The following is a 19851-nucleotide window of genomic DNA, read 5'->3' on the forward strand; positions in this document are numbered from 1 at the left end:
GGCGGCTCACCTGTCCCCGTCGAGGGTGTACGTGCGGTCGCCCGGGGTGGGCGCGGAGTCGGTGCCGGGGGCCACCAGGGCCAGGCGGACGTGCTCGGCGAAGGACTCGGCGTAGGCGACGCGCTGGGTGTCCTTGGTGTTCAGGGCGAAGGTGATCGGGACGACCTCGGCGGGGCCCTGCTTGTTGCCGTCCTTGTCGAGGGAGGTCAGTTTGCCGACTCCGAGGACGCGGGCGTTGGGGACGATGATCACCGAGCGCGCCGGGTCGGTGTCCTTGGCGCCCTTGAAGGTGGCGATGATGTTGACCTTCGCGCCGGAGGTGATCTTGCCGGCCACGCCCGTGGCGGCGTCGACCATGATCGCGATCTCCTGCTCCCCGGGCTGGAGCTGCGGCTTGTCGACGAACATGTCCGCCTGGAGCAGCGAGCCCTTCTTCAGGGTGGTCAGCGCGATCTTGTCCTTGAGCGCGCCGAGGTCGGTGACGGCGGTGTCGGAGAGCCACCGCTTGGGGACCGTGATCTGCTCGAACTGGCCTGCGCTGAGCGCGCTGTACGGCGCGATGTCGCCCTTGACCCGGTAGGCGACCGTCTCGGCGCCGACCTTGGAGTTCACGTCGCCGATGACCACGAGGACCCCGCCGAAGGCCGCGAGGGCGCACAGGACCGACAGCAGGAGCAGGATGACGCCGCGGCGCTGGCGTGAGTTCATGGCCGTACTACCTCGCCGTTCTTCGTTCGTTCGGGCCGGTCAGGAGCGGGATCTGGAGCGGGTGCGCGAGCGGGCCGGAAGGGCCGCGGAGGCGGCCTGGGGCGGCGGGGTGGCGGGCGGGGCGGTCAGCGGGGCGGAGCAGAAGCCGCAGCGGTTGCCGATGAGCTCGAACCCGCACCAGCGGCACTCCTCGCGGCGGACCGAGGCGACGAGCTGGTAGAGCACGGACACGTCCGGGATGGCGGCGGCGAACTCGACCAGCTTCGGGGTCGCCCACCAGCCGGCCGAGTCGGCGGGCAGCGGGTTCTCCATGACGCCCTGCACCTGCCAGGCGGGCGCCAGTTCGGCGGCCACCCAGTCGGAGGTGAGCTGGCCGCGCGCGAAGGTGAGGTGCGTGGCGAAGGCCGGCCCGGGCGGCAGCACCCCGGCGGCCGGGGCGGTGGCGGCCCCCGCGCCCGAGGCGGGCGGGAGCTTGGCCAGGTGCGGGGCAGGGTGGGCGAGTACGGCGAACTGGGCGCTGGGCGACCAGGACCGGGCGTGCGCCTTGAGCCCGACGGGGACCCGGTCCAGCTTTGCGACCGTACCCAGCAGCGCGCCCGCGTAGATGTAGTGGGACAGCAGCCGGGCGGCCGAGGCGATCACCCCGGGGCTGAAGTCGCAGACGGTCAGCTGGCGCAGCTGACGGACCAGCACGGCGGTGCCCAGGGGCGGGAGGTCGAGGTCGAGGAGCGCGATCCGGTCGGTCTCCAGGATGGCCCGTACGGTGTGCAGCCGGCGGGTGGTGGCCGGCGGCAGCCAGGACGGTACGACGACGACCAGGTGGCCGTGGCGCTCCAGCAGGGCGGAGGTCTCGGCGAGCGCGCCCTCGAGGTCGGCCTCGCCGGGCGGGCGCAGGACGGCGGCGCCCGGGGTGTGCCGGTCGGGCGCCGGCAGCACCAGGTCGGCGCTGGTGACAGCAATCGCGGTCGGCACGTGAATCCCCCCGTTCACCCGTTACGCCGCGCCTCGTTCACGCGGTCGTCACGTACGCGCTCGTACTGCGCGACCGCAAACGATCGACGCTCTTCCCCCCATGCCCGAGCACCATATCCGCGTCCCCGCTGGCGGGGCAGGGCCTTGGGAATTCCTGTGCCGGAAGCACATGTCACAGGTGATCGGAAACCCGGACAACAGGGATCGGGCGTCCGTTCATTTCAAGCCACTTCGCAAAGACCCTTGACACGGGGATTGGTCTGGACCAACTTGGCCGCACCGGGAGTTGCCCCGGCGTCCGTTCACGGGGGACCCCCACTCCCCCGCTCCCGCAGCCCCGTCCCCCGCCTCCCTTCCTCCCCCCACGGAGCCCACGTGAACCGCATACGCTCCCTCGCCCTGCTGGGCGCGGCCACCTTGACCGCCGGCGGGCTGACCGCCCTCGCGGCGGGCACGGCCCAGGCCGCCGACATCAACGTCGCCCGCAACGGCGGCTTCGAGTCGGGCCTGTCCAACTGGTCCTGTTCGGGCGGCTCCGGCGCCGTCGTCACCTCCCCGGTGTTCGCCGGCGCGGGCGCCCTCAGGGCCACCCCGGCGGGCTCGGACAACGCGCAGTGCAGCCAGACCGTCACGGTCAAGCCGAATTCCACGTACACGCTGAGCACCCAGGTGCAGGGCTCGTACGTCTACCTCGGCGCGACCGGCACCGGCACCCAGGACGTCTCCACCTGGACCCCCGGCTCCGGCTCGGGCTGGCAGAAGCTCTCGACCACCTTCACCACCGGCCCGAACACCACCCAGGTCACCGTCTGGACGCACGGCTGGTACGGCCAGCCGGCGTACACCGTCGACGAGTTCAGCGTCTTCGGCCCGGACGGGGGCGGCGGCACCGATCCCGGCCCGAGCGTCCCGGGCGCCCCGGCGGGGGCCGCCGTTTCCGGCCAGAGCTCCAGCGGGCTCACCCTTTCGTGGAACGCGGTCAGCGGGTCCACCGGCTATTACGTCTATCAGGACGGCGTCCGCGTCCAGACCGTGTCCGGGACCTCCACGCCCGTCACCGGACTGGCCGCCTCCACCTCGTACTCCTTCCAGGTGAGCGCGTACAACGCGGCGGGCGAGGGCCCCAAGTCCGCGCCGGTCACCGGCACCACCACCGGCGGGGGCGGTCCGAACCCGAACCCGGCCGTCCCCAAGCACGCGCTGACCGGCTACTGGCAGAACTTCAACAACGGCGCGACCGTCCAGAAGATCTCCGACGTCTCCGCCCAGTACGACATCATCGCGGTCTCCTTCGCCGACGCCACGACCACGCCCGGCGCCATCACCTTCAACCTCGACTCGGCGGGCCTCGGCGGCTACACGGTGGCCCAGTTCAAGGCGGACGTCGCCGCGAAGAAGGCGGCCGGCAAGTCGGTCATCCTCTCCATCGGCGGCGAGAAGGGCACCATCTCGGTCAACGACTCCGCCTCCGCGAACAACCTGGCGAACTCGGCCTGGGCGCTGATGCAGGAGTACGGCTTCACCGGGATCGACATCGACCTGGAGAACGGCCTCAACCCGACCTACATGACGCAGGCCCTGCGCGCCCTGTCGGCCAAGGCGGGCCCCTCGCTCGTGCTGACGATGGCCCCGCAGACCATCGACATGCAGTCGACGCAGGGGGGCTACTTCAAGACGGCCCTGGCGGTGAAGGACATCCTGACCGTCGTCAACATGCAGTACTACAACAGCGGCGCGATGAACGGGTGCGACGGCAAGGTCTACTCCCAGGGCTCGGTGGACTTCCTGACCGCCCTGGCCTGCATCCAGCTGGAGGGCGGCCTCGACGCCTCGCAGGTGGGCATCGGGGTCCCGGCCTCCACCAGCGGCGCGGGCAGCGGCTACGTCTCCCCGGCGATCGTCAACAACGCCCTGGACTGCCTGACCAAGGGCACGGGCTGCGGCACCTTCAAGCCGTCGAAGACCTACCCGGGCCTGCGCGGCGCGATGACCTGGTCGACCAACTGGGACGCCAAGGCGGGTAGCACCTGGTCCAACACGGTGGGTCCGAAGGTCCACGGCCTGCCGTAGGCGGTAGGGGTGGGGGTGGCCGGTTTCGGCTCGGCGAAGACCACCGAGTCTTGACCAGGACATGCCACAAGAGCACGCTGTGCGCGTCCGCACGGCTACCCCCACACTCCCCACCCAGGAGAACGCATGCGGCTCCACACCCGCCGGAGGGCCGCCGTCACGGCGGCCCTGCTGGCGCTCGCGCTCGGCGCACCCGCCTACGGCATGAGCGCGACGGCAGCACCGCCGCCCGTCCCGTCCACCGCCACCGAGGACGAGGCGATCGTCCAGTACGAGATCCAGGGCCCCTCCACGGCCGCCGAACGCACCACCCTCCTCAGGACCGGCGTCTCGATCGACGAGGTGGACGCCCGCTCGGTCGTGGTCAGCGCCGACACCGCGCAGGCCAGGAAGCTCCGGGCGCTCGGCTACGAGCTGACCGCCCTGCCCGGCCCGCCGGACCGCACCGAACGCGGGGTCGCGGCGAGCCCGATGGACTTCCCGTCGGCGGACTCGCGCTACCACAACTACGCCGAGGCGAGCGCGGAGATCGACCAGCGCATCGCCCAGTACCCCGGGATCATGAGCAAGCAGGTCATCGGGAAGTCGTACCAGGGCCGGGACCTCGTCGCGATCAAGATCAGCGACAACGTGGCCACGGACGAGGCCGAACCCGAGGTGCTCTTCACGGCCCACCAGCACGCCCGTGAGCACCTGACCGTGGAAATGTCCCTGTACCTGCTCAAGGAGTTCGGCTCCAAGTACGGCAGCGACTCCCGCATCACCAACATGGTCAACGGCCGCGAGATCTGGATCATCCCCGACCTCAACCCCGACGGCGGCGAGTACGACATCGCCACCGGCTCCTACCGGTCCTGGCGCAAGAACCGCCAGCCCAACAGCGGCTCCTCCGCCGTCGGCACCGACGAGAACCGCAACTGGAACTACAAGTGGGGCTGCTGCGGCGGCTCCAGCTCCAGCAAGAGCTCCGAGACCTACCGCGGGCCCGCCGCCGAGTCGGCGCCCGAGGTCAAGGCCGTCTCCGACTTCGTGCGCAGCCGCGTCGTCGGCGGCAAGCAGCAGATCAAGGCCGCGATCGACTTCCACACGTACAGCGAGCTCGTCCTCTGGCCCTTCGGCTGGACCTACAACGACACCGCGCCCGGCCTGACCGCCGACGACCTCGCCGCGTACAAGAAGATCGGCACCAGCATGGCGTCGAGCAACGGCTACACGCCCGAGCAGTCGAGCGACCTGTACATCACCGACGGCACGATCGACGACTGGCTGTGGGGCAACCAGAAGATCTTCGCCTACACCTTCGAGATGTACCCGACCGACGCCGGCTCCAGCGGCTTCTACCCGCCCGACGAGGTCATCGACCGCGAGACCGCACGCAACAAGGACGCCGTGCTCCAGCTCCTGGAGAACGCCGACTGCATGTACCGCTCGATCGGCAAGGAAGCCCAGTACTGCTCGTAGGACCGTGTGACACGGGGCGCCCCACCGCCAGGGGGGCACCCCTTCGCCGTCGCCGGTCTCAGTCCAGGACGGCGAGCGCGTCGATCTCGATCAGCAGACCGGCCGGCAGGCCCACGTAGACCGTGGTGCGGGCGGCGGGGGCCTCCTTGAGGCCCTGCTCATCGAAGTAGGCGTTGTAGATCTCGTTCATCTCGGCGAAGTGGCCCGTGTCCGTCAGGTAGACGCGGATCATCATGACGTCGTCCCAGCCCGAGCCGCCGGCCTCCAGGACCGAGCGGACGTTCTCCAGCGTCTGCAGGGTCTGCGCGCGCAGCGTCGGCCCGGCCGGGGTCGGCGGCTGCCCGTCGACGTGCGGGAGGAAGCCGACCTGGCCGGCGACCTGGAGGATGTTGCCCTTGCGCACCCCGTGCGAGAACTTCGCCGGCGGGACGGTGTGGGTGTCGGGGATGACGGCGGTCTTCTCGCTCACGCGCTCTCCTGGTGTTCCGAGGGGGTTGGGGTGGGGGATCCGGCGGGGGTTCCCGAGTAGTCCCGGCCGACCGCGTCGGCCGTACGCCGGACCAGCGGCAGCAGCTCGAGCAGCCCGTCGGCGGTGACCACCACGGTGGGGGCCGACACCGACAGCGCGGCGACGACCCGGCCGTCGGGCCCGCGCACGGGCGCGCCCACGCAGTTGATGAACTCCTCGTGGCCCCCGAGGTCACTGGCCCATCCTTGTTCGCGTACGAGGTCCAGCTCGCGCAGGAACGCGTCGGCGTCCGGGACCGAGCGGGAGGTGTAGCGCGGATAGTCGATCCGCCCGGCCAGCGCGCGGCGGTCGGCCTCGGGCAGGTCCGCGAGCAGCAGTTTCGCGACGGCGGCCACGGTGAGGGGCACCGGCTTGCCCACGCGGGAGTACATCCGCACCGGGTAGCGGCTCTCGACCTTGTCGATGTAGAGGACCTCGTCGTCCTGGTGGACGGCCAGGTGGACGGTGTGCCCGGTGGCCTCGTTCAGCGCGACCAGGTGCGGATGCGCGATCTCGCGGACGTCGAGGCCCTCGACGGCCTCCGCGGCGAGCGCGAACAGCCGCGCGCCCAGCCGGTAGCGCCCGTCGGCCTGCCGGTAGACGAACCCGTGCGCGTGCAGGGTCCGCAGCAGGCGCAGCGCGGTGCTCTTGTGCACGCCCAGCTCCCCGGCGACCTCACCGAGCCCGGCGGGCCCCTTGGCCAGCGCGGGCAGGATCAGCAGCGCCCGCTCCACCGACTGGCTCACGCCGTACCCCTTCCTCGGCCTGCTCGCCGGAACCGCGCCCCGTTGACCGCTCGTCATCCGAGATGTTAGACACCACCTGCACCACCCGCAACGGCCGTTGCGCACATCGCAACGCGACGAGGAGGACCCCTCATGCCCAGCGACCCCGTCCAGGCCCTCGCCGACGAACCGGTCGACCACCGGTTCAAGGGGCTGCCCCCGGACGCCGAAGCCGCCGGGCTCACCGTCGGCGAACTCGCCGCCCAGGCCCGCGACCTCTTCACCGGCGGCTTCACCACCCCGGTCCTGACCCTCGACGCGGACGCGCTGGAGCACAACCTCACCGTCCTCGGCACGTACGCGAGCCGCCATGCCCTCGCCTTCGCGCCCCACGGCAAGACCTGCATGGCCCCCCAGCTGTTCCGCCGCCAGCTGGAGCACGGCGCGTGGGGCATCACCGCCGCCGTCCCCCACCAGGCCCGCGTGTACCGCGCCTTCGGGATCCAGCGCATCTTCCTCGCCAACGAACTCGTCGACCCCGCCGCCCTGCGCTGGGTCGCCGCCGAACTCGCCGCCGACCCCGCCTTCCGGTTCGTCTGCTACGTGGACTCCGTGCGCGGCGTCGAGCTGATGGACCGGGCCCTGACCGGGCAGGGCGCCGTACTCGACGTGGTCGTCGAGCTCGGCGCGGGCGAGGGCGCCCGCACCGGGGCCCGTAGCGACGACGACTGCCGGGCCGTGGCCGACGCCGTCGCCGCCACCGGCACCCTGCGCCTGGTGGGCATCGCCGGGTACGAGGCCGAGGTGCCCGGCGCCGACCCGGACAGCGTCCACGCCTACCTGCGCCGGCTCACCGGCCTCGCCGCCGAGTTCGACAAGGCCGGACGGTTCGCCACGGATCTCGAGGAGATCGTCGTCAGCGCGGGCGGCTCCGCCTGGTTCGACGCCGTCGCCGACGTCTTCGCCGAGATCCCGGAGCTGTCCCGGCCGGTCCTGAAGCTGCTGCGCTCCGGCGCGTACGTCTCCCACGACCACGGCTGGTACACCCGCCTGACCCCCTTCAACCGGATCCCCGAGGAGGGCGGACTGCGCCCCGCCTTCCGGCTGTGGACCCAGGTCGTATCCCGCCCCTCCCCCACCCAGGCCTTCGTCAACGCCGGCAAGCGCGACATCGCCTACGACCTCGGCCTGCCCGAGGCCGAACTCGTCCGCGACGCCCTCACCGGCGAGGAACGCCCCGCCGACGGCATCGGCGTCGTCAAACTCTCCGACCAGCACGCCTGGCTGGAGACCGGCTCCGCCGAGGACCTCCAGGTCGGCGACTGGGTGGCGCTCGGGATGTCGCACCCCTGCACCATCTTCGAGAAGTGGCCGATGATCCCGGTCGTTACCGCCGACGGAACCGTCACCGAATACGTCCGCACCTTCTTCTGAGAACAGGGGCACCGCCGTGGACCTGGTCGTCCGAGGGGCCCGCGTGGCCGACGGCACGGGCGGGCCCTCGTACACCGCCGACGTCGGCGTGCGCGGGGGCCGGATCGCCGAGATCGCCCGGACCGGCCGGATCCGCGGCGGGGCCCGCACCGTCCTCGACGGCGACGGGCTCGTCCTGGCCCCCGGCTTCGTCGACATGCACGCCCACAGCGACCTCGCGCTGCTCCGCGACCCGGACCACAGCGCGAAGGCCGCCCAGGGCGTCACCCTCGAAGTCCTGGGCCAGGACGGCCTGTCGTACGCCCCGGCCGACGAGAAGACCCTCGCCGGGGTGCGGACCGCCATCGCCGGCTGGAACGGCACCGGCGACGACGTCGACTTCGACTGGCGCACCGTCGGCGGCTACCTCGACCGGCTCGACACCGCCCACGGCGGCCGGGGCATCGCCGTCAACGCCGCCTACCTCGTCCCCCAGGGCACCGTCCGCGCGTACGCCCTCGGCTGGGACGACCGGCCCGCCACGCCCGCCGAGCTCGACCGGATGCGCCGGCTCGTCGCCGAGGGCCTGGAGCAGGGCGCCGTCGGCATGTCCTCCGGACTGACCTACACCCCCGGCATGTACGCGTCCGGCTCCGAACTGACCGAACTGTGCAAGGTGGTGGCCCGCCACGGCGGCTACTACTGCCCCCACCACCGCAGTTACGGCCGCGGCGCCCTCCGGGCCTACGCCGAGATGCTCGCCCTGACCCGCGAGGCCGGCTGCGCCCTGCACCTCGCGCACGCCACCATGAACTTCGGCGAGAACGAGGGCCGCGCCCCCGAACTGCTGGCCCTCCTCGACGAGGCCCTCGCCGCGGGCGCCGACCTCACCCTCGACAGCTACCCGTACACCCCCGGCTGCACCACCCTCGCCGCGCTGCTGCCCGGCTGGGCCAGCGCGGGCGGCCCCGAGGCCGTCCTCGCCCGGCTGCGCGACGACGCCACCGCCGAACGGATCCGCCACGCCCTGGAGGTGGAGGGCTCCGACGGCTGCCACGGGGTGCCGGTGGACTGGTCGGCGGTCGAGATCTCCGGCACCACCGATCCCGCGTACTCCGCACACGTGGGGACCCGCCTCGACGGCTGGGACACCGCCCGGCGGCTGCTGCTGGGCGACCGGCTCGGGCCGACGATCCTCATGCACGTCGGCCACGAGGAGAACGTCCGGGCGATCATGCGCCACCGCGTCCACACGGGCGGCTCCGACGGCATCCTGCACGGCGCGAAACCGCATCCGCGCGCCTACGGCACCTTCCCCCACTACCTCGGCCGGTACGTGCGCGAGCTGGGCGTGCTCTCCCTGGAGGAGTGCGTGGCCCACCTCTCGGGCCGCCCGGCGGCCCGGCTGCGGCTGCCCGACCGGGGCCTGGTCCGCGAGGACTTCCGCGCCGACCTGGTCCTCTTCGACCCGGAGACGGTCGCGGCCGGGTCCACGTACGAGCGTCCGCGCGCGCTGCCCACCGGGATCCCGCACGTGCTGATCGACGGGCGTTTCGTCCTGCGGAACGGGCGCAGGACGGAGGTCCTGGCCGGAAGATCGGTACGCCGTACGGGTGTTCACATGTGACATTTACGATGAACGGCATGGTCGCCGCCTTCGCCCTCCCCGCCCTTTTCCTCCTCGTCTTCTGCGTCAGCGCCTACAAGGACCGCCGGCGCTTTCGCAACGCGGTCCTGCTCGGCCTGACCTTCGTCACCTTCTCCTTCGCCCTGCTCGTCCAGCTGACGGCGCTGCCGTCGTGGGCGGCGGTCGCCGTCGTCGGGCTCGTCTTCCTCGTGCCCGCGCTCGGCAGCCTGGCGCTCGGCGTCTTCCTCGTCCGCAACGGCATGACCATGATCCGCAAGGAGGGCCGCCGCCCGGCCAACCTGCTGTCGATGCTCGCGGGGCTCGGCATCTTCGGGATGACCGCCCTGCTGATCACCATCCCGCTCCTGGACTCGGTCCTGCTCAGCGGCCTCGCCGCCACCCTCACGGCCGTCGTCGCCTACGTCTCCTTCATCTTCCTGTGCTTCCTCGGCTACGCCTTCCTCTACGGCCGGATCAAGGTCCGCGGGGACGTCGACCACGTGGTCATGCTGGGCTCCGGCCTGATCGGCGGGGACCGGGTGCCGCCGCTGCTGGCCTCCCGCCTGCGCAAGGGCCAGGAGATCTACGAGGCCCAGCTGGCCCGCGGCAGCCGCCCGCCCGTGCTCCTCACCTCCGGCGGCAAGGGCTCGGACGAGAAGGTCGCCGAGGCCCGGGCCATGGCCGACTGGCTGATCGCGGAGGGCGTCCCGGCGGAGCACATCACCCTGGAGGACCGCTCGCGGACCACCGAGGAGAACATGGAGTTCTCGCGGCAGATCATGCTCGCGCACGACCCGGACTACCGCTGCGTGGTCGTCACCAACAACTTCCACGCCTTCCGGGCGGCGATGATGGCCCGCAAGGCGGGGGTCAACGGCCAGGTCCTGGGCTCGCCCACGGCGCGCTACTTCCTCCCCAGCGCCACCATCCGCGAGTTCGTCGCCGTCTTCTGGGAGCACCGCGTGGTCAACCTGTGGATCTGCGGCGCCCTGACCGCGGCCGGGACCGGAGTCACGCTCCTCGCGCTGTGAGGCGGGCGACGCCCCGAGGTGCGTTCATGGGGCGGGGGCCGCAGGATGGGGGCCTGGGGGGCATTGGAGGAGGTACGCGATGGACAGTGAATCGGACCAGCGGCCCACCCGGTCGGACCGGCTCTTCACCGGCGGTGAGCGGCCGTACGACCCCGAGGACCTCGTGATGGCGACCGGACACGACCCGACTCCGGAGCGGGTCGAGAAGGCCCGCCAGCTGATCGAGAAGGAGGGTCCCCAGGTCATCGAGCGCTACCTGCCGTAGCGCGGCCGGACGGAACCGCTGCGGGCCACGGCCGGGGGTCGCACCCCGGGCCGTGGCCCCTTGGTGACCCTCTGCGAAGCTGAGAGGCACGTTTTCGCCCCAGAAGGGACCGGACCCGACATGCCTCAGGTGAAGCTGACCACCAGCCTCGGCACCATCGTCATCGACCTCTACGAGGAGCAGGCGCCGGCCTCGGTCGCCAATTTCCTCGGGTACGTGGAGAGCGGCCACTACGACGGCACGGTCTTCCACCGGGTGATCCCCGGCTTCATGAACCAGGGCGGCGGATTCACCGCGGACATGCGGCAGAAGCCGGTGCGCGAACCGGTCCGCAACGAGGCCGACAACGGCCTGAAGAACACCCGGTACACGGTCGCGATGGCCCGCACCAGCGTCCCCCACTCGGCGACCTCGCAGTTCTTCGTCAACACCGCCGACAACCCGGCCCTGGACCACACCGCCCCGACGCCGGGCGGATACGGCTACGCGGTGTTCGGCCTGGTCAGCGCCGGCCGGGACGTGGTGGACTCGATCGCCGCCGTCCGCACCGGGCGCGCGGGCGGGCACGGCGACATGCCGCTGGTGCCGGTGGTGATCGAGAAGGCTGCGCTGGTGGCCTGATCGGTTGTGGCGACGGCCGTGGGGTGCGCCACGGATCCGCCGCATCCAGAATCGGTGAAGGCTCGTTAGCCGTCCGGGGGCCGCCCTACGGAGGTCAGATGAACAGCGTCGCCGTCACCGTCGACTGGGACCACCCCACCGACCCGCGCCCCGGCCCCCCGCGCGAGCACGTCCGTACGTACGTCTCCAGCGGGGGCACCGACGGCCACCTGTGGCACGGGGTCCCGACGCTGCTGCTCACCACCGTCGACCGCGCCACCGGCCGGACCGTCCGCACCCCGCTGATCTACGCACGGGACGCGGGCCGACACCTGGTCGTGGCCTCCGGCGCGGGCGGCCCGCGCCACCCCGCCTGGTACGAGAACCTCACCGCCCACCCGGAGGTCAGGCTCCAGGTGGGCGCCGACGTCCTGCACGGCCGGGCGCGCACGGCGGACCCGGCGGAGCGGGAGACGTACTGGGAGGCGATGACCGCCCTGTGGCCGCTCTACGACGACTACCAGGCGCTGGCGTGGCCGCGCGAGATCCCGCTGGTGATCATCGAGGGCGGGGCCGGCTAGGCCCGGCTAGGCCTTCTTGTCGTCGGGGGCGTCGAAGCGCACCGAGCGCACCTCGAGCTTGTCGGTCGCCGCCTTGCCGTGGGCCCTCAGGCGCCACTCCGGACCGTCGCAGCTCGCGCCGAGGTAGACGGTCACGTTGGTGTCGGTCTGGTTGTGGGGGCCGTAGCCGGGCAGCTCCTTGTTGTCGCCGACGGCGTGGAGGTTGATGCACTTGCCACTGTGCGGGTCGTGCAGGGTGACCTTGCGCTCCTGCCCGTAGCCGTCCACGTACTTGTAGCTGAACTCCCCCTGCGCGGCCACGGCCGAGCCCGACAGGGACAGGACCAGGGTGAGGGCGCCGAGGCCGGCGGCGAGGGTGCTGCGGAGCTTCATGACGGGGTGGATCCCTTCTGAAGATGATCAAGGGGTGACGCCGCTCGACCCTAGGAGGGCGGGCGGCGGCGAATCGTTTCTCCCGGACCGCCGGGAGCGGCGCGCCCTCGGATCACCACTCGTTCGGGTCACATCCCGCCCCACGGATGGACCGGACCGCCCGCCATCGGCTACCAACAGGGCCAGAAGGGGGACAGTTGACCACAAACACCCAGGAGCGGGACGGCGGCCACGACGGCGGGCCCTTCCTGCTCGCGAAGGTCCTCGCGGACACGCTCGTCGCCACCATCGGCCGGCCCCGGACCGCCGGGACACCGCCCGCGACCCCCGCGGAACCCCGCCCCGCCACCTGCCGGGACTGCGGCGGGGCGGCGTACTGGCACCGCACGGTCCGGGGCAAGTGGCTCCTCGTCGAGCCCGGGGCCTTCCCCGTCCACACCGTCCCGGCGGGCCAGCGCTGGCGCATCGCCCCGGACGGCACCGCCGTCAACCTCGGCGCGGGCTCCCCGACGGACACCTGCCGGATCAGCCACTTCTACGTGTGCGCGGGGCGCGGGGGGTGAGGGGCGGGGGTGGGTGCGGGTGCGGGTGCCGGTGCGGGGGCGGGTGCGGGCTGGGGGGCCGCCTCGCCGTGGAAGCCCTTGCCGATCAGCCGTACCGCGAGCGCCACCTCCCACGCGAACACCGGGAGGGCCGCCGCCGACCCCGCCGGGGAGACCTGCTCGTAGAGCCCGAACATCACGGCCACCGCCGAGGCGCAGATCAGCGGGCCTCCGATCAGCCCGAGCACGGAGATGTACCGGGGGACGAGGCGGGAGCGGAACATCAGGAACGCCAGGAGCGCGGTGTTCACGCCGAGGGCGACATTGGGCCCGATCAGGAACGCCCAGTCGTGCAGCGCCACCAGGGCCCTGTCCACGGCCCCGGCGGATCCCGGGTCGCCGTCCTGGCGGACCGTCACCAGGGTGAGGACGGCGAGGACTCCGCCGAGGATGACGACCGCCTCCAGGGCGCGGGCGCAGACGTAGCCGAGGGCCAGCCCCTCCCCCCACCGCTTGACGACCGGGAACAGCGCCACCCCGGTACCGACGACGCAGGCCACCAGGACCAGTTCGCACAGGGCGCCCAGGAGGGCCCGGGTGCCGGCGCCGGATCCGGCGGCCAGGCCGTCCCCCGCCGCGCCGAGCAGGGGGCGGTAGAGGAGCAGGCCCGCGATCGCCGACACCTCGGTCATCAGGAACAGCACCCCCGCGACCAGCGCGGTCCTTCGTTCTGAGCTCATCATCTCTTCGCCCTCTCGACCCGCCTCTGGGAGGTGTACGCCGTACACCTCGCGGTCAATGTAGGTGTACGGCGTACACTCGTCAACCGGAAAGGGGAGCAGCCGGATGACGACGGAGCCGATGGAGCCGATGGAGCCGAAGGAAGAGCAGGGCGGGGAGGCCGCACGCCGGACCCCCCTGAACCGGGAGCGGGTACTGCGGGCCGCCGTGGCGCTCGCCGACACCGGCGGCATCGAATCGCTCAGCATGCGCAAGCTCGCGCAGGAGCTGGGCGTCGTACCGATGGCGCTGTACAAGCACGTGGCCAACAAGGACCAGCTGCTCGACGGCATGCTGGACGCCGTCGTCGGCGAGATCGACCCGCCTCAGGACGGCCCCGACTGGCAGGACGTCGTCCGCCGGCGGATCCTCTCCGCCCGGCGCGTGCTCCTGCGCCACCCCTGGACGGCCCGCGTCATCGAGTCCCGCGCCACCCCGACGCCGGCGGTGCTGGCGTACCTGGACTCGACGATCGGAACCCTCCGCGACGGCGGCTTCTCCGCCGACCTCGCCCACCACGCGATGCACGCCATGGGCAGCCGCCTGCTGGGCTTCAGCCAGGAACTCTTCGACACCTCGGGCGGGGACACCGCATCCGACCCCGCGCCCGACCCCGGTATGGCGCAGCGCTACCCGCGCATCGCGGAAATGGCCATGACGGCGGCCCACGACGGCCGGTCGGTGGTGGGCGGCTCCGGCGGCGGCTGCGACGACCAGTCCGAGTTCGAATTCGCCCTGGACCTGCTCCTGGACGGGCTGGAGCGGCTGCGGGGGCGGGGGTGGTCGTCTGCGGCGGGGGCGGGGATGGGGATGGGGATGGGGATGGGTGCGGCAGGTCCCGCTACCGGGTGAGGGGCGGGGTCCGTTCAGGACCGGTCGTAGACGGTCACCTCCACGTCCCGGGTGCACAGCGCGGCGGTGATCAACGGCTCGATGCGCGGCCAGGTCCCGCCCGCGAGCCCGCACCCGATCCGGGGCATGTGCACGCTGGCGCCCAGCTCAACGGCATGCCCGGCCAGCGCCACGAGACACCTGAGCGGCGTCATGACCCAACGGTAGGCGGGAGCACCGACAGGGGGGCGGTGCGGGGGCCGGGGTTGACGGTGCGCCCTGGGGCGGGGCCGGTGGAGTGCCGGGGGCTGCCCGCCAGTCCACTGTCCTTCCGTGTCGGGCCGGCCTGTCAAGGGCGCTCCTTCGTCGCGTCGCTACGCGATGGCCTTCGGCCACCCTTGACAGACCGACCCGCCCCGGAATGCCAAAGACTGTCGGGAAGCCCCCGAAGGAACGGCATGGGGGGAGCGAAGGGAGAGCGGCCGTCTCGGAGAAACACCTCCCGAGTCCCGGCCGGCTGCCTGCGCACACCCGGAACAACCTTCCCCGACCCTGCCGGACAGGCGGCCCCGGCCCAACCGGAGCCGGACGGCGAAAAGACCGACACCAGGACCCGAAAGGCACGCGTCAGATCGCTACGCGCTCCTGCCGTCCCGGCGTCTGCGGCCCGCCCGTGGCCGGACATAAGCCGCCCACGATCGCTACACAGCCGAGACCGTCAGGCGTCTGCGGACTGCCTGTGGCTGGACTCACGGGTCTTGGGGCGTGGACACGCATTGACGATAAGGCGACTTTAGGTAAGCCTTACCTAGCTTTCGCATGGCTGAAAGTCATCGTGCCCGCTTTCCTCTCCGGAGTCCGCCCCCATGTCGTCCCCCGCAGCCAGACTCTCCCCCCGCCCGATCCGCCTCTACGACTCTTGGTGGACGGTGGCGGCGGGGGCCCTGATCGCGCTGCTCGCGCTGGCGGCAGGGGTGTGGTGCTCGCTGCACATGCAGGCGGACGAAACGATGCACACCGTCGCGCTCTTCGCCCACCTCGCGTCGCTCGTGCTCGGCTTCGGCGCGGTGCTGTCCGCCGACTATTACGGGTTGCTCTGGGCGACCGGACGGTGCACGCTCACCGAGGTGCTCGGGGCCACCTCCCGCCTGCACGTGCCCATCTGGGCCGGCCTCGGCGGCCTGGTCTTCAGCGGGCTGATGCTGCACCCGGACGTGACGTCGCCGCTGACCCTCACCAAGCTCGCGCTCGTGGCCGTCCTGACGGTCAACGGCCTCCAGGCAGGACTCCTGGGCCGCCGCCTGGAGGCTGCCACCGACCCGGTCAGCCCCCGCCTCCTGCTGTGGGGAGGCGTCACCGCCCTCGTATCCCAGGCCTGCTGGTGGGGCTCCGTCGTCATCGGCTTCCTCAACACCAATACGTGACACCTCCCGCAGACGCCTGACGGTCTCGGCTGTGTAGCGATCGTGGGCGGCTTATGTCCGGCCACGGGCGGGCCGCAGACGCCGGGACGGCAGGAGCGCGTAGCGATCTGGCGCGTGTCTGTCGGGCTCTGCCGGAGCCTGGTGTCGGTCTTTTCGCCGTCCGGCTCCGGTTGGGCCGGGCCCGTCTCCCCGGCAGGGTCGGGGAAGGTTGTTCCGGGTGTGCGCAGGCAGCCGGCCGGGACTCGGGGGGTGTTTCTCCGAGACGGCCGCTCTCCCTTCGCTCCCCCCATGCCGTTCCTTCGGGGGCTTCCCGACAGTCTTTGGCATTCCGGGGCGGGTCGGTCTGTCAAGGGTGGCCGAAGGCCATCGCGTAGCGACGCGAACGCAGTGAGCGCCCTTGACAGGCCGGCCCGACACGGAAGGACAGTGGACTGGCGGGCAGCCCCCGGCACTCCACCGGCCCCGCCCCAGGGCGCACCGTCAACCCCGGCCCCCGCACCGCCCCCCTGTCGGTGCCCCCGCCCCACCGCCAGCGGCCCCCAAGGTGACGAGCCCCACACCCCCGCCACCCCCGCCCCGCCCCCACCCATTCCGCAGGCCGGAACGCCGGAGGGGCCGCCGTTTCAAAGGGTGGACGGCATTGGCACCCACCCATCGCGCGAAACGGGACATTTCGCTCGCGTGGCTCCCGCCCAAAAGGCTCGGCGGGCGGGCGCGTGGGCCCGTAAGCTCCCGTCATGCAGGTGATCCAGTCAACGAAACTCGCCAATGTCTGCTACGAGATCCGCGGACCCGTCCTCGAAGAGGCGATGCGGCTCGAAGCAGCAGGTCATCGCATCCTCAAGCTCAACACCGGCAACCCCGCGGCCTTCGGCTTCGAGTGCCCGCCGGAGATCCTTGAGGACATGCTCCGCAACCTGGGCACGGCCCACGGTTACGGCGACGCGAAGGGGCTGCTCTCCGCGCGCCGCGCGGTCATGCAGCACTACCAGACCAAGGGCATCGAGCTGGACGTCGAGGACATCTACCTCGGCAACGGGGTCTCCGAGCTGATCCAGATGTCGATGCAGGCGCTGCTCGACGACGGCGACGAGGTCCTCGTCCCCGCCCCGGACTACCCGCTGTGGACCGCCTCGGTCAGCCTCGCGGGCGGTACCGCCGTGCACTACCGCTGCGACGAGCAGTCCGACTGGATGCCGGACCTCGCCGACATCGAGCGCAAGGTCACCGACCGCACCCGCGCGATCGTGATCATCAACCCGAACAACCCGACCGGCGCCGTCTACGACGACGAGATGCTGCGCGGGCTCACGGACATCGCCCGCCGCCACAACCTGGTCGTCTGCTCCGACGAGATCTACGACCGGATCCTCTACGACGGCACCACGCACACCAACACCGCCGCCATCGCGCCGGACCTGCTGACGCTCACCTTCAACGGACTGTCCAAGAACTACCGCGTCGCCGGCTACCGGGCCGGCTGGATGGCGGTCTGCGGCCCCAAGAAGAACGCCTCCTCGTACATCGAGGGGCTGACGATCCTGGCCAACATGCGGCTGTGCGCCAACATGCCCTCGCAGCACGCGGTCGCCACCGCGCTCGGCGGGCGCCAGTCCATCAACGACCTGGTGCTGCCCGGCGGGCGGCTGCTGGAGCAGCGCGACACGGCGTACGACCTGCTGACGCAGATCCCCGGCATCAGCTGTGTGAAGCCGAAGGGTGCGCTGTACCTCTTCCCGAAGCTGGACCCGGCGGTCTACAAGATCAAGGACGACCGGCAGATGGTCCTCGACCTGCTGCGGTCCGAGAAGATCATGGTGGTGCACGGGACGGGCTTCAACTGGACCGAGCCGGACCACTTCCGGATCGTGACCCTGCCGAACGCCAAGGACCTCGCGGACGCGGTGACCCGGATCGGCAACTTCCTGGACGGGTACGGGCAGCCGTAGGGCAAAGCCGTGGGGCGAAGCCGCGGAAGGCTCCGGGCAGCTCGTCCGGATTCAGCTCAACTTTAGAACGGATCCAATGTAGGATGGTCTCCTGACCCACGCAGGAGGCCTCCTCATGTACGAGCCGATCCGCTCCAAGTCGGTCGTCCACCGTGTGGACGGCACCCCGGCCCCATACCCGCACAGCAGCCGCGGCGAAGCCCTCGACATCCAGCTCGCCGGGCACCTCTCGGCGCTGCTCGCCGTCACCGACGAGCTCGGACTCGACGAGAGCGCCGCGCGCATCGCCGACCAGGTGGCGCGGCTGCGCGGGTCGCTGCCGACCCGCGCCCCGCACGGCGGCAGCCCCTCCGACACCCTCGCGCTGCACCGCCGCGCCCACGACCTCGCGGCGCGCGCCCTGCTCGTCGCCGCGTCCCGCGCCGACACCGCCGTGGCGATCCTCGCCGCCGAGCGGATGGACGCACACGCCGCCGCCGACTCCGTCGACCTGGCCGGCGCCCACTGACGGCCCCGGTCCGGGGCCGCGGAGGCTCCGGACCGGGCGCCATGCCCCTGCGGGGGCGTTTTTTGTTTTTACGGGGCCTGCGGCCGGTGCGGGCGCGGTGGCGGGCCGACTTCGGCCGCCGTGTCCGGCATCCGGGCAGCTCACAGCCCCTTTCGGGACCAAGGCCCGGTCCTACCCGCACCAAATGACGACGTGGCGGCCATCAGACCCCTCCAGGCGCCTCAGATCGCTACGCGCTTCGCACGTCTCAGCGTCTGCGGCCCGTCAGGGGCTGAGTCGGCGGTCCGGGCGCCGGCAAGTTCCTGAGGGGGTGGCGGAATTGCTATCGTCGCGGGGATTGTCGGGCTGGGAGTTGGGGAGGCGTCGTGGAGGATCCGTCGGGGCGGGCGGTGCCGCCGCCGCCGTATGGGCCGCCCGGTGGGGTGGCGCCGGTTGCCCCTGGGGTGTCCCGGGTGAAGGTGTGGGCGGCCGCGGCGGCCGTCGTGAGTGCCATCGCGGGGGTGGCCAGTGCCGTTGCCGCGTTCTCGAACGGGTCGCCCTCGCCGGGGGCGGTGGCGGCGCCGCCGGCTTCCGGTGCGGTGACCGTGACCGCGCAGCCGCCGCAGAGTCCGGCCGCGCAGGGGGGCGGGGCCGCTCCCGCGCCCGCTGCCGTGCGGTGGTCGGGGAAGGTGGTGCTCGGGCTGGAGGGCGTCGACCTCACGCAGGTGCCGCCGCGCAGGGGTTCCGGGAACACCCTCGGCTACCGGCCCGCGGCCGGCCGTACCGGGTCCAACGGGATGGAGGTCAAGGGCACCGCCGCCCTGTGGACCGGGGCCGAGGCGCCCACGGCGCAGGGGTGCAAGGACCTGTTGGCCACCCAGTCGCTCTCCTCGGTCGTGGTGACGGAGGGCGACAGTGTGTGTGTCGTCGAGGAGAGTTCGCCCATTGGGGTGTTCAAGGTGAGTGCTACCAAGTACGACGAGGGGTCCTACGGGCTCATCGAGGGTGAGCTCACCGTGTGGAACCTGCGGGCGGCTCGCTGAGGCTGACGGAGGCGACCCCGCACCACGGGGTCGTCGCCGGGGGCCAGACCGGGCCGACGGCTTCCGCCTGGGCGGGGGTGGCCGGGGTGAGGCCCGGGACGCGGACCAGGGACTGGGCCGTGCGGGTGTCCGGGGTGGGGTGCTCGGCGTCGCGGAACTCGACCGTGATCAGGTAGGAGCCTTCGCCGGTGGCCTCCAGTGCGGCCAGGACGCGGTGGCTCGTCGGGTCGATGCGGCAGGACGTGACCCGGGCGGTCGGAACGACCGCCTCCACGGCGGGGCCGCTGGCCCAGACGTAGAGGGTGAGCGGGGCGAACACCAGGAGTCCCGCCAGGGCCATCAGGCCCACCAGCCAGCCCTGCCACTTCAACGCGCTCACGACCATGGGACGATCCTCCTCGGACCCCGCCCCTCCCACCAGCACCCACGGGCCCACACAGCATTTCGAAGTGGGACCGCCTG

At 71.9% G+C, this 19851-nt stretch carries 21 protein-coding genes and 1 pseudogene; 14 read left to right on the top strand and 8 right to left on the bottom strand.

Annotation, left to right across the window (positions count from 1 at the left end; all coding sequences use genetic code 11):
* Window positions 1-6: 6 nt before the first annotated feature.
* Both cpaB and OOK31_RS12550 read right to left on the bottom strand, forming a co-directional pair.
* Window positions 7-708, bottom strand: coding sequence for a Flp pilus assembly protein CpaB (gene cpaB / locus OOK31_RS12545; protein ID WP_267012521.1), 702 nt, complete (start codon window positions 706-708; stop codon window positions 7-9).
* Window positions 709-747: 39 nt separating this feature from the next.
* Window positions 748-1680: a hypothetical protein gene (locus tag OOK31_RS12550; RefSeq protein ID WP_267012522.1), complete on the bottom strand. Its 933-nt coding sequence runs from the start codon at window positions 1678-1680 to the stop codon at window positions 748-750.
* Window positions 1681-2055: 375 nt separating this feature from the next.
* Between OOK31_RS12550 and OOK31_RS12555 the strand changes: the two genes are divergently transcribed.
* Both OOK31_RS12555 and OOK31_RS12560 read left to right on the top strand, forming a co-directional pair.
* Window positions 2056-3750 carry a chitinase gene (locus tag OOK31_RS12555; RefSeq protein ID WP_267012523.1) on the top strand — a complete coding sequence of 565 codons (1695 nt, stop codon included), beginning with the start codon at window positions 2056-2058 and terminating at the stop codon, window positions 3748-3750.
* A gap of 126 nt (window positions 3751-3876) precedes the next feature.
* Window positions 3877-5211 (top strand): M14 family metallopeptidase, encoded by a 1335-nt coding sequence (locus OOK31_RS12560; protein WP_267012524.1) that lies wholly within the window; start codon window positions 3877-3879, stop codon window positions 5209-5211.
* Window positions 5212-5269: 58 nt separating this feature from the next.
* Here the strand turns inward: OOK31_RS12560 and OOK31_RS12565 are convergent, their stop codons facing one another.
* Window positions 5270-5680 carry a RidA family protein gene (locus OOK31_RS12565; protein WP_267012525.1) on the bottom strand — a complete coding sequence of 137 codons (411 nt, stop codon included), beginning with the start codon at window positions 5678-5680 and terminating at the stop codon, window positions 5270-5272.
* Window positions 5677-6465 carry an IclR family transcriptional regulator gene (locus OOK31_RS12570; protein WP_267012526.1) on the bottom strand — a complete coding sequence of 263 codons (789 nt, stop codon included), beginning with the start codon at window positions 6463-6465 and terminating at the stop codon, window positions 5677-5679. The genes OOK31_RS12565 and OOK31_RS12570 overlap by 4 nt, the downstream gene beginning before the upstream one ends.
* Window positions 6466-6597: 132 nt before the next feature.
* On the opposite strand from OOK31_RS12570, the gene OOK31_RS12575 reads away from it, so the two are divergent.
* The 6 genes from OOK31_RS12575 (at window position 6598) to OOK31_RS12600 (ending at window position 11961) form a co-directional block, all read left to right on the top strand.
* Window positions 6598-7878 (top strand): amino acid deaminase, encoded by a 1281-nt coding sequence (locus tag OOK31_RS12575; protein ID WP_267012527.1) that lies wholly within the window; start codon window positions 6598-6600, stop codon window positions 7876-7878.
* A 16-nt stretch (window positions 7879-7894) separates the two neighbouring features.
* Window positions 7895-9484 (top strand): amidohydrolase family protein, encoded by a 1590-nt coding sequence (locus OOK31_RS12580; protein ID WP_267012528.1) that lies wholly within the window; start codon window positions 7895-7897, stop codon window positions 9482-9484.
* 17 nt (window positions 9485-9501) lie between these two features.
* Window positions 9502-10515: a YdcF family protein gene (locus tag OOK31_RS12585; protein ID WP_267012529.1), complete on the top strand. Its 1014-nt coding sequence runs from the start codon at window positions 9502-9504 to the stop codon at window positions 10513-10515.
* 79 nt (window positions 10516-10594) lie between these two features.
* Complete coding sequence (locus OOK31_RS12590) at window positions 10595-10780, top strand: hypothetical protein (protein WP_267012530.1); 186 nt, start codon at window positions 10595-10597, stop codon at window positions 10778-10780.
* Window positions 10781-10900: 120 nt separating this feature from the next.
* Window positions 10901-11401, top strand: a complete 501-nt coding sequence (locus tag OOK31_RS12595) for a peptidylprolyl isomerase (RefSeq protein ID WP_267012531.1) — start codon at window positions 10901-10903, stop codon at window positions 11399-11401.
* Between the two features lie 98 nt (window positions 11402-11499).
* Window positions 11500-11961 carry a nitroreductase family deazaflavin-dependent oxidoreductase gene (locus OOK31_RS12600; RefSeq protein ID WP_267012532.1) on the top strand — a complete coding sequence of 154 codons (462 nt, stop codon included), beginning with the start codon at window positions 11500-11502 and terminating at the stop codon, window positions 11959-11961.
* 6 nt (window positions 11962-11967) lie between these two features.
* On the opposite strand, the gene OOK31_RS12605 is transcribed toward OOK31_RS12600, so the two are convergent.
* The gene (locus OOK31_RS12605; RefSeq protein WP_267012533.1) at window positions 11968-12333 is read right to left on the bottom strand and encodes a hypothetical protein; all 366 of its coding nucleotides are present in this window, start codon (window positions 12331-12333) and stop codon (window positions 11968-11970) included.
* A 197-nt stretch (window positions 12334-12530) separates the two neighbouring features.
* Between OOK31_RS12605 and OOK31_RS12610 the strand changes: the two genes are divergently transcribed.
* Window positions 12531-12896 (top strand): DUF6083 domain-containing protein, encoded by a 366-nt coding sequence (locus OOK31_RS12610; RefSeq protein WP_267012534.1) that lies wholly within the window; start codon window positions 12531-12533, stop codon window positions 12894-12896.
* On the opposite strand, the gene OOK31_RS12615 is transcribed toward OOK31_RS12610, so the two are convergent.
* Window positions 12869-13615 (bottom strand): DUF4386 domain-containing protein, encoded by a 747-nt coding sequence (locus tag OOK31_RS12615; RefSeq protein WP_267012535.1) that lies wholly within the window; start codon window positions 13613-13615, stop codon window positions 12869-12871. The two genes, OOK31_RS12610 and OOK31_RS12615, sit on opposite strands and share 28 nt — an antisense overlap.
* 130 nt (window positions 13616-13745) lie before the next feature.
* Between OOK31_RS12615 and OOK31_RS12620 the strand changes: the two genes are divergently transcribed.
* On the top strand, window positions 13746-14507 hold the full coding sequence (locus OOK31_RS12620) for a TetR/AcrR family transcriptional regulator C-terminal domain-containing protein (protein WP_267012866.1): 762 nt from the start codon (window positions 13746-13748) through the stop codon (window positions 14505-14507).
* A 14-nt stretch (window positions 14508-14521) separates the two neighbouring features.
* On the opposite strand, the pseudogene OOK31_RS12625 reads toward OOK31_RS12620, so the two are convergent.
* Window positions 14522-14674 (bottom strand): annotated as a pseudogene (locus OOK31_RS12625) (Appr-1-p processing protein); the annotation flags it as partial.
* 678 nt (window positions 14675-15352) lie between these two features.
* Here OOK31_RS12625 and OOK31_RS12630 point away from each other — a divergent pair.
* The 4 genes from OOK31_RS12630 (at window position 15353) to OOK31_RS12645 (ending at window position 19389) form a co-directional block, all read left to right on the top strand.
* Window positions 15353-15910 carry a hypothetical protein gene (locus OOK31_RS12630; RefSeq protein WP_267012536.1) on the top strand — a complete coding sequence of 186 codons (558 nt, stop codon included), beginning with the start codon at window positions 15353-15355 and terminating at the stop codon, window positions 15908-15910.
* Between the two features lie 737 nt (window positions 15911-16647).
* Entirely contained in the window at window positions 16648-17859 is a 1212-nt protein-coding gene (locus OOK31_RS12635) for a pyridoxal phosphate-dependent aminotransferase (RefSeq protein WP_267012537.1), read from the top strand.
* A gap of 115 nt (window positions 17860-17974) precedes the next feature.
* Entirely contained in the window at window positions 17975-18367 is a 393-nt protein-coding gene (locus tag OOK31_RS12640) for a hypothetical protein (protein WP_267012538.1), read from the top strand.
* 500 nt (window positions 18368-18867) lie between these two features.
* Complete coding sequence (locus tag OOK31_RS12645) at window positions 18868-19389, top strand: hypothetical protein (protein ID WP_267012539.1); 522 nt, start codon at window positions 18868-18870, stop codon at window positions 19387-19389.
* Here OOK31_RS12645 and OOK31_RS12650 read toward each other — a convergent pair.
* Entirely contained in the window at window positions 19358-19768 is a 411-nt protein-coding gene (locus OOK31_RS12650; protein WP_267012540.1) for a hypothetical protein, read from the bottom strand. The two genes, OOK31_RS12645 and OOK31_RS12650, sit on opposite strands and share 32 nt — an antisense overlap.
* Window positions 19769-19851: the final 83 nt, after the last annotated feature.

This window comes from Streptomyces sp. NBC_00249 (genome assembly GCF_026342355.1).
Taxonomy (GTDB): Bacteria; Actinomycetota; Actinomycetes; order Streptomycetales; family Streptomycetaceae; genus Streptomyces.

Coding starts and splice junctions, on each gene's coding strand:
- cpaB (WP_267012521.1), bottom strand. CDS start 708: ATGAACTCACGCCAGCGCCGCGGCGTCATCCTGCTCCTGCTGTCGGTC.
- OOK31_RS12560 (WP_267012524.1), top strand. CDS start 3,877: ATGCGGCTCCACACCCGCCGGAGGGCCGCCGTCACGGCGGCCCTGCTG.
- OOK31_RS12575 (WP_267012527.1), top strand. CDS start 6,598: ATGCCCAGCGACCCCGTCCAGGCCCTCGCCGACGAACCGGTCGACCAC.
- OOK31_RS12585 (WP_267012529.1), top strand. CDS start 9,502: ATGGTCGCCGCCTTCGCCCTCCCCGCCCTTTTCCTCCTCGTCTTCTGC.
- OOK31_RS12590 (WP_267012530.1), top strand. CDS start 10,595: ATGGACAGTGAATCGGACCAGCGGCCCACCCGGTCGGACCGGCTCTTC.
- OOK31_RS12595 (WP_267012531.1), top strand. CDS start 10,901: ATGCCTCAGGTGAAGCTGACCACCAGCCTCGGCACCATCGTCATCGAC.
- OOK31_RS12600 (WP_267012532.1), top strand. CDS start 11,500: ATGAACAGCGTCGCCGTCACCGTCGACTGGGACCACCCCACCGACCCG.
- OOK31_RS12605 (WP_267012533.1), bottom strand. CDS start 12,333: ATGAAGCTCCGCAGCACCCTCGCCGCCGGCCTCGGCGCCCTCACCCTG.
- OOK31_RS12615 (WP_267012535.1), bottom strand. CDS start 13,615: ATGAGCTCAGAACGAAGGACCGCGCTGGTCGCGGGGGTGCTGTTCCTG.
- OOK31_RS12620 (WP_267012866.1), top strand. CDS start 13,746: ATGGAGCCGAAGGAAGAGCAGGGCGGGGAGGCCGCACGCCGGACCCCC.
- OOK31_RS12630 (WP_267012536.1), top strand. CDS start 15,353: ATGTCGTCCCCCGCAGCCAGACTCTCCCCCCGCCCGATCCGCCTCTAC.
- OOK31_RS12635 (WP_267012537.1), top strand. CDS start 16,648: ATGCAGGTGATCCAGTCAACGAAACTCGCCAATGTCTGCTACGAGATC.
- OOK31_RS12640 (WP_267012538.1), top strand. CDS start 17,975: ATGTACGAGCCGATCCGCTCCAAGTCGGTCGTCCACCGTGTGGACGGC.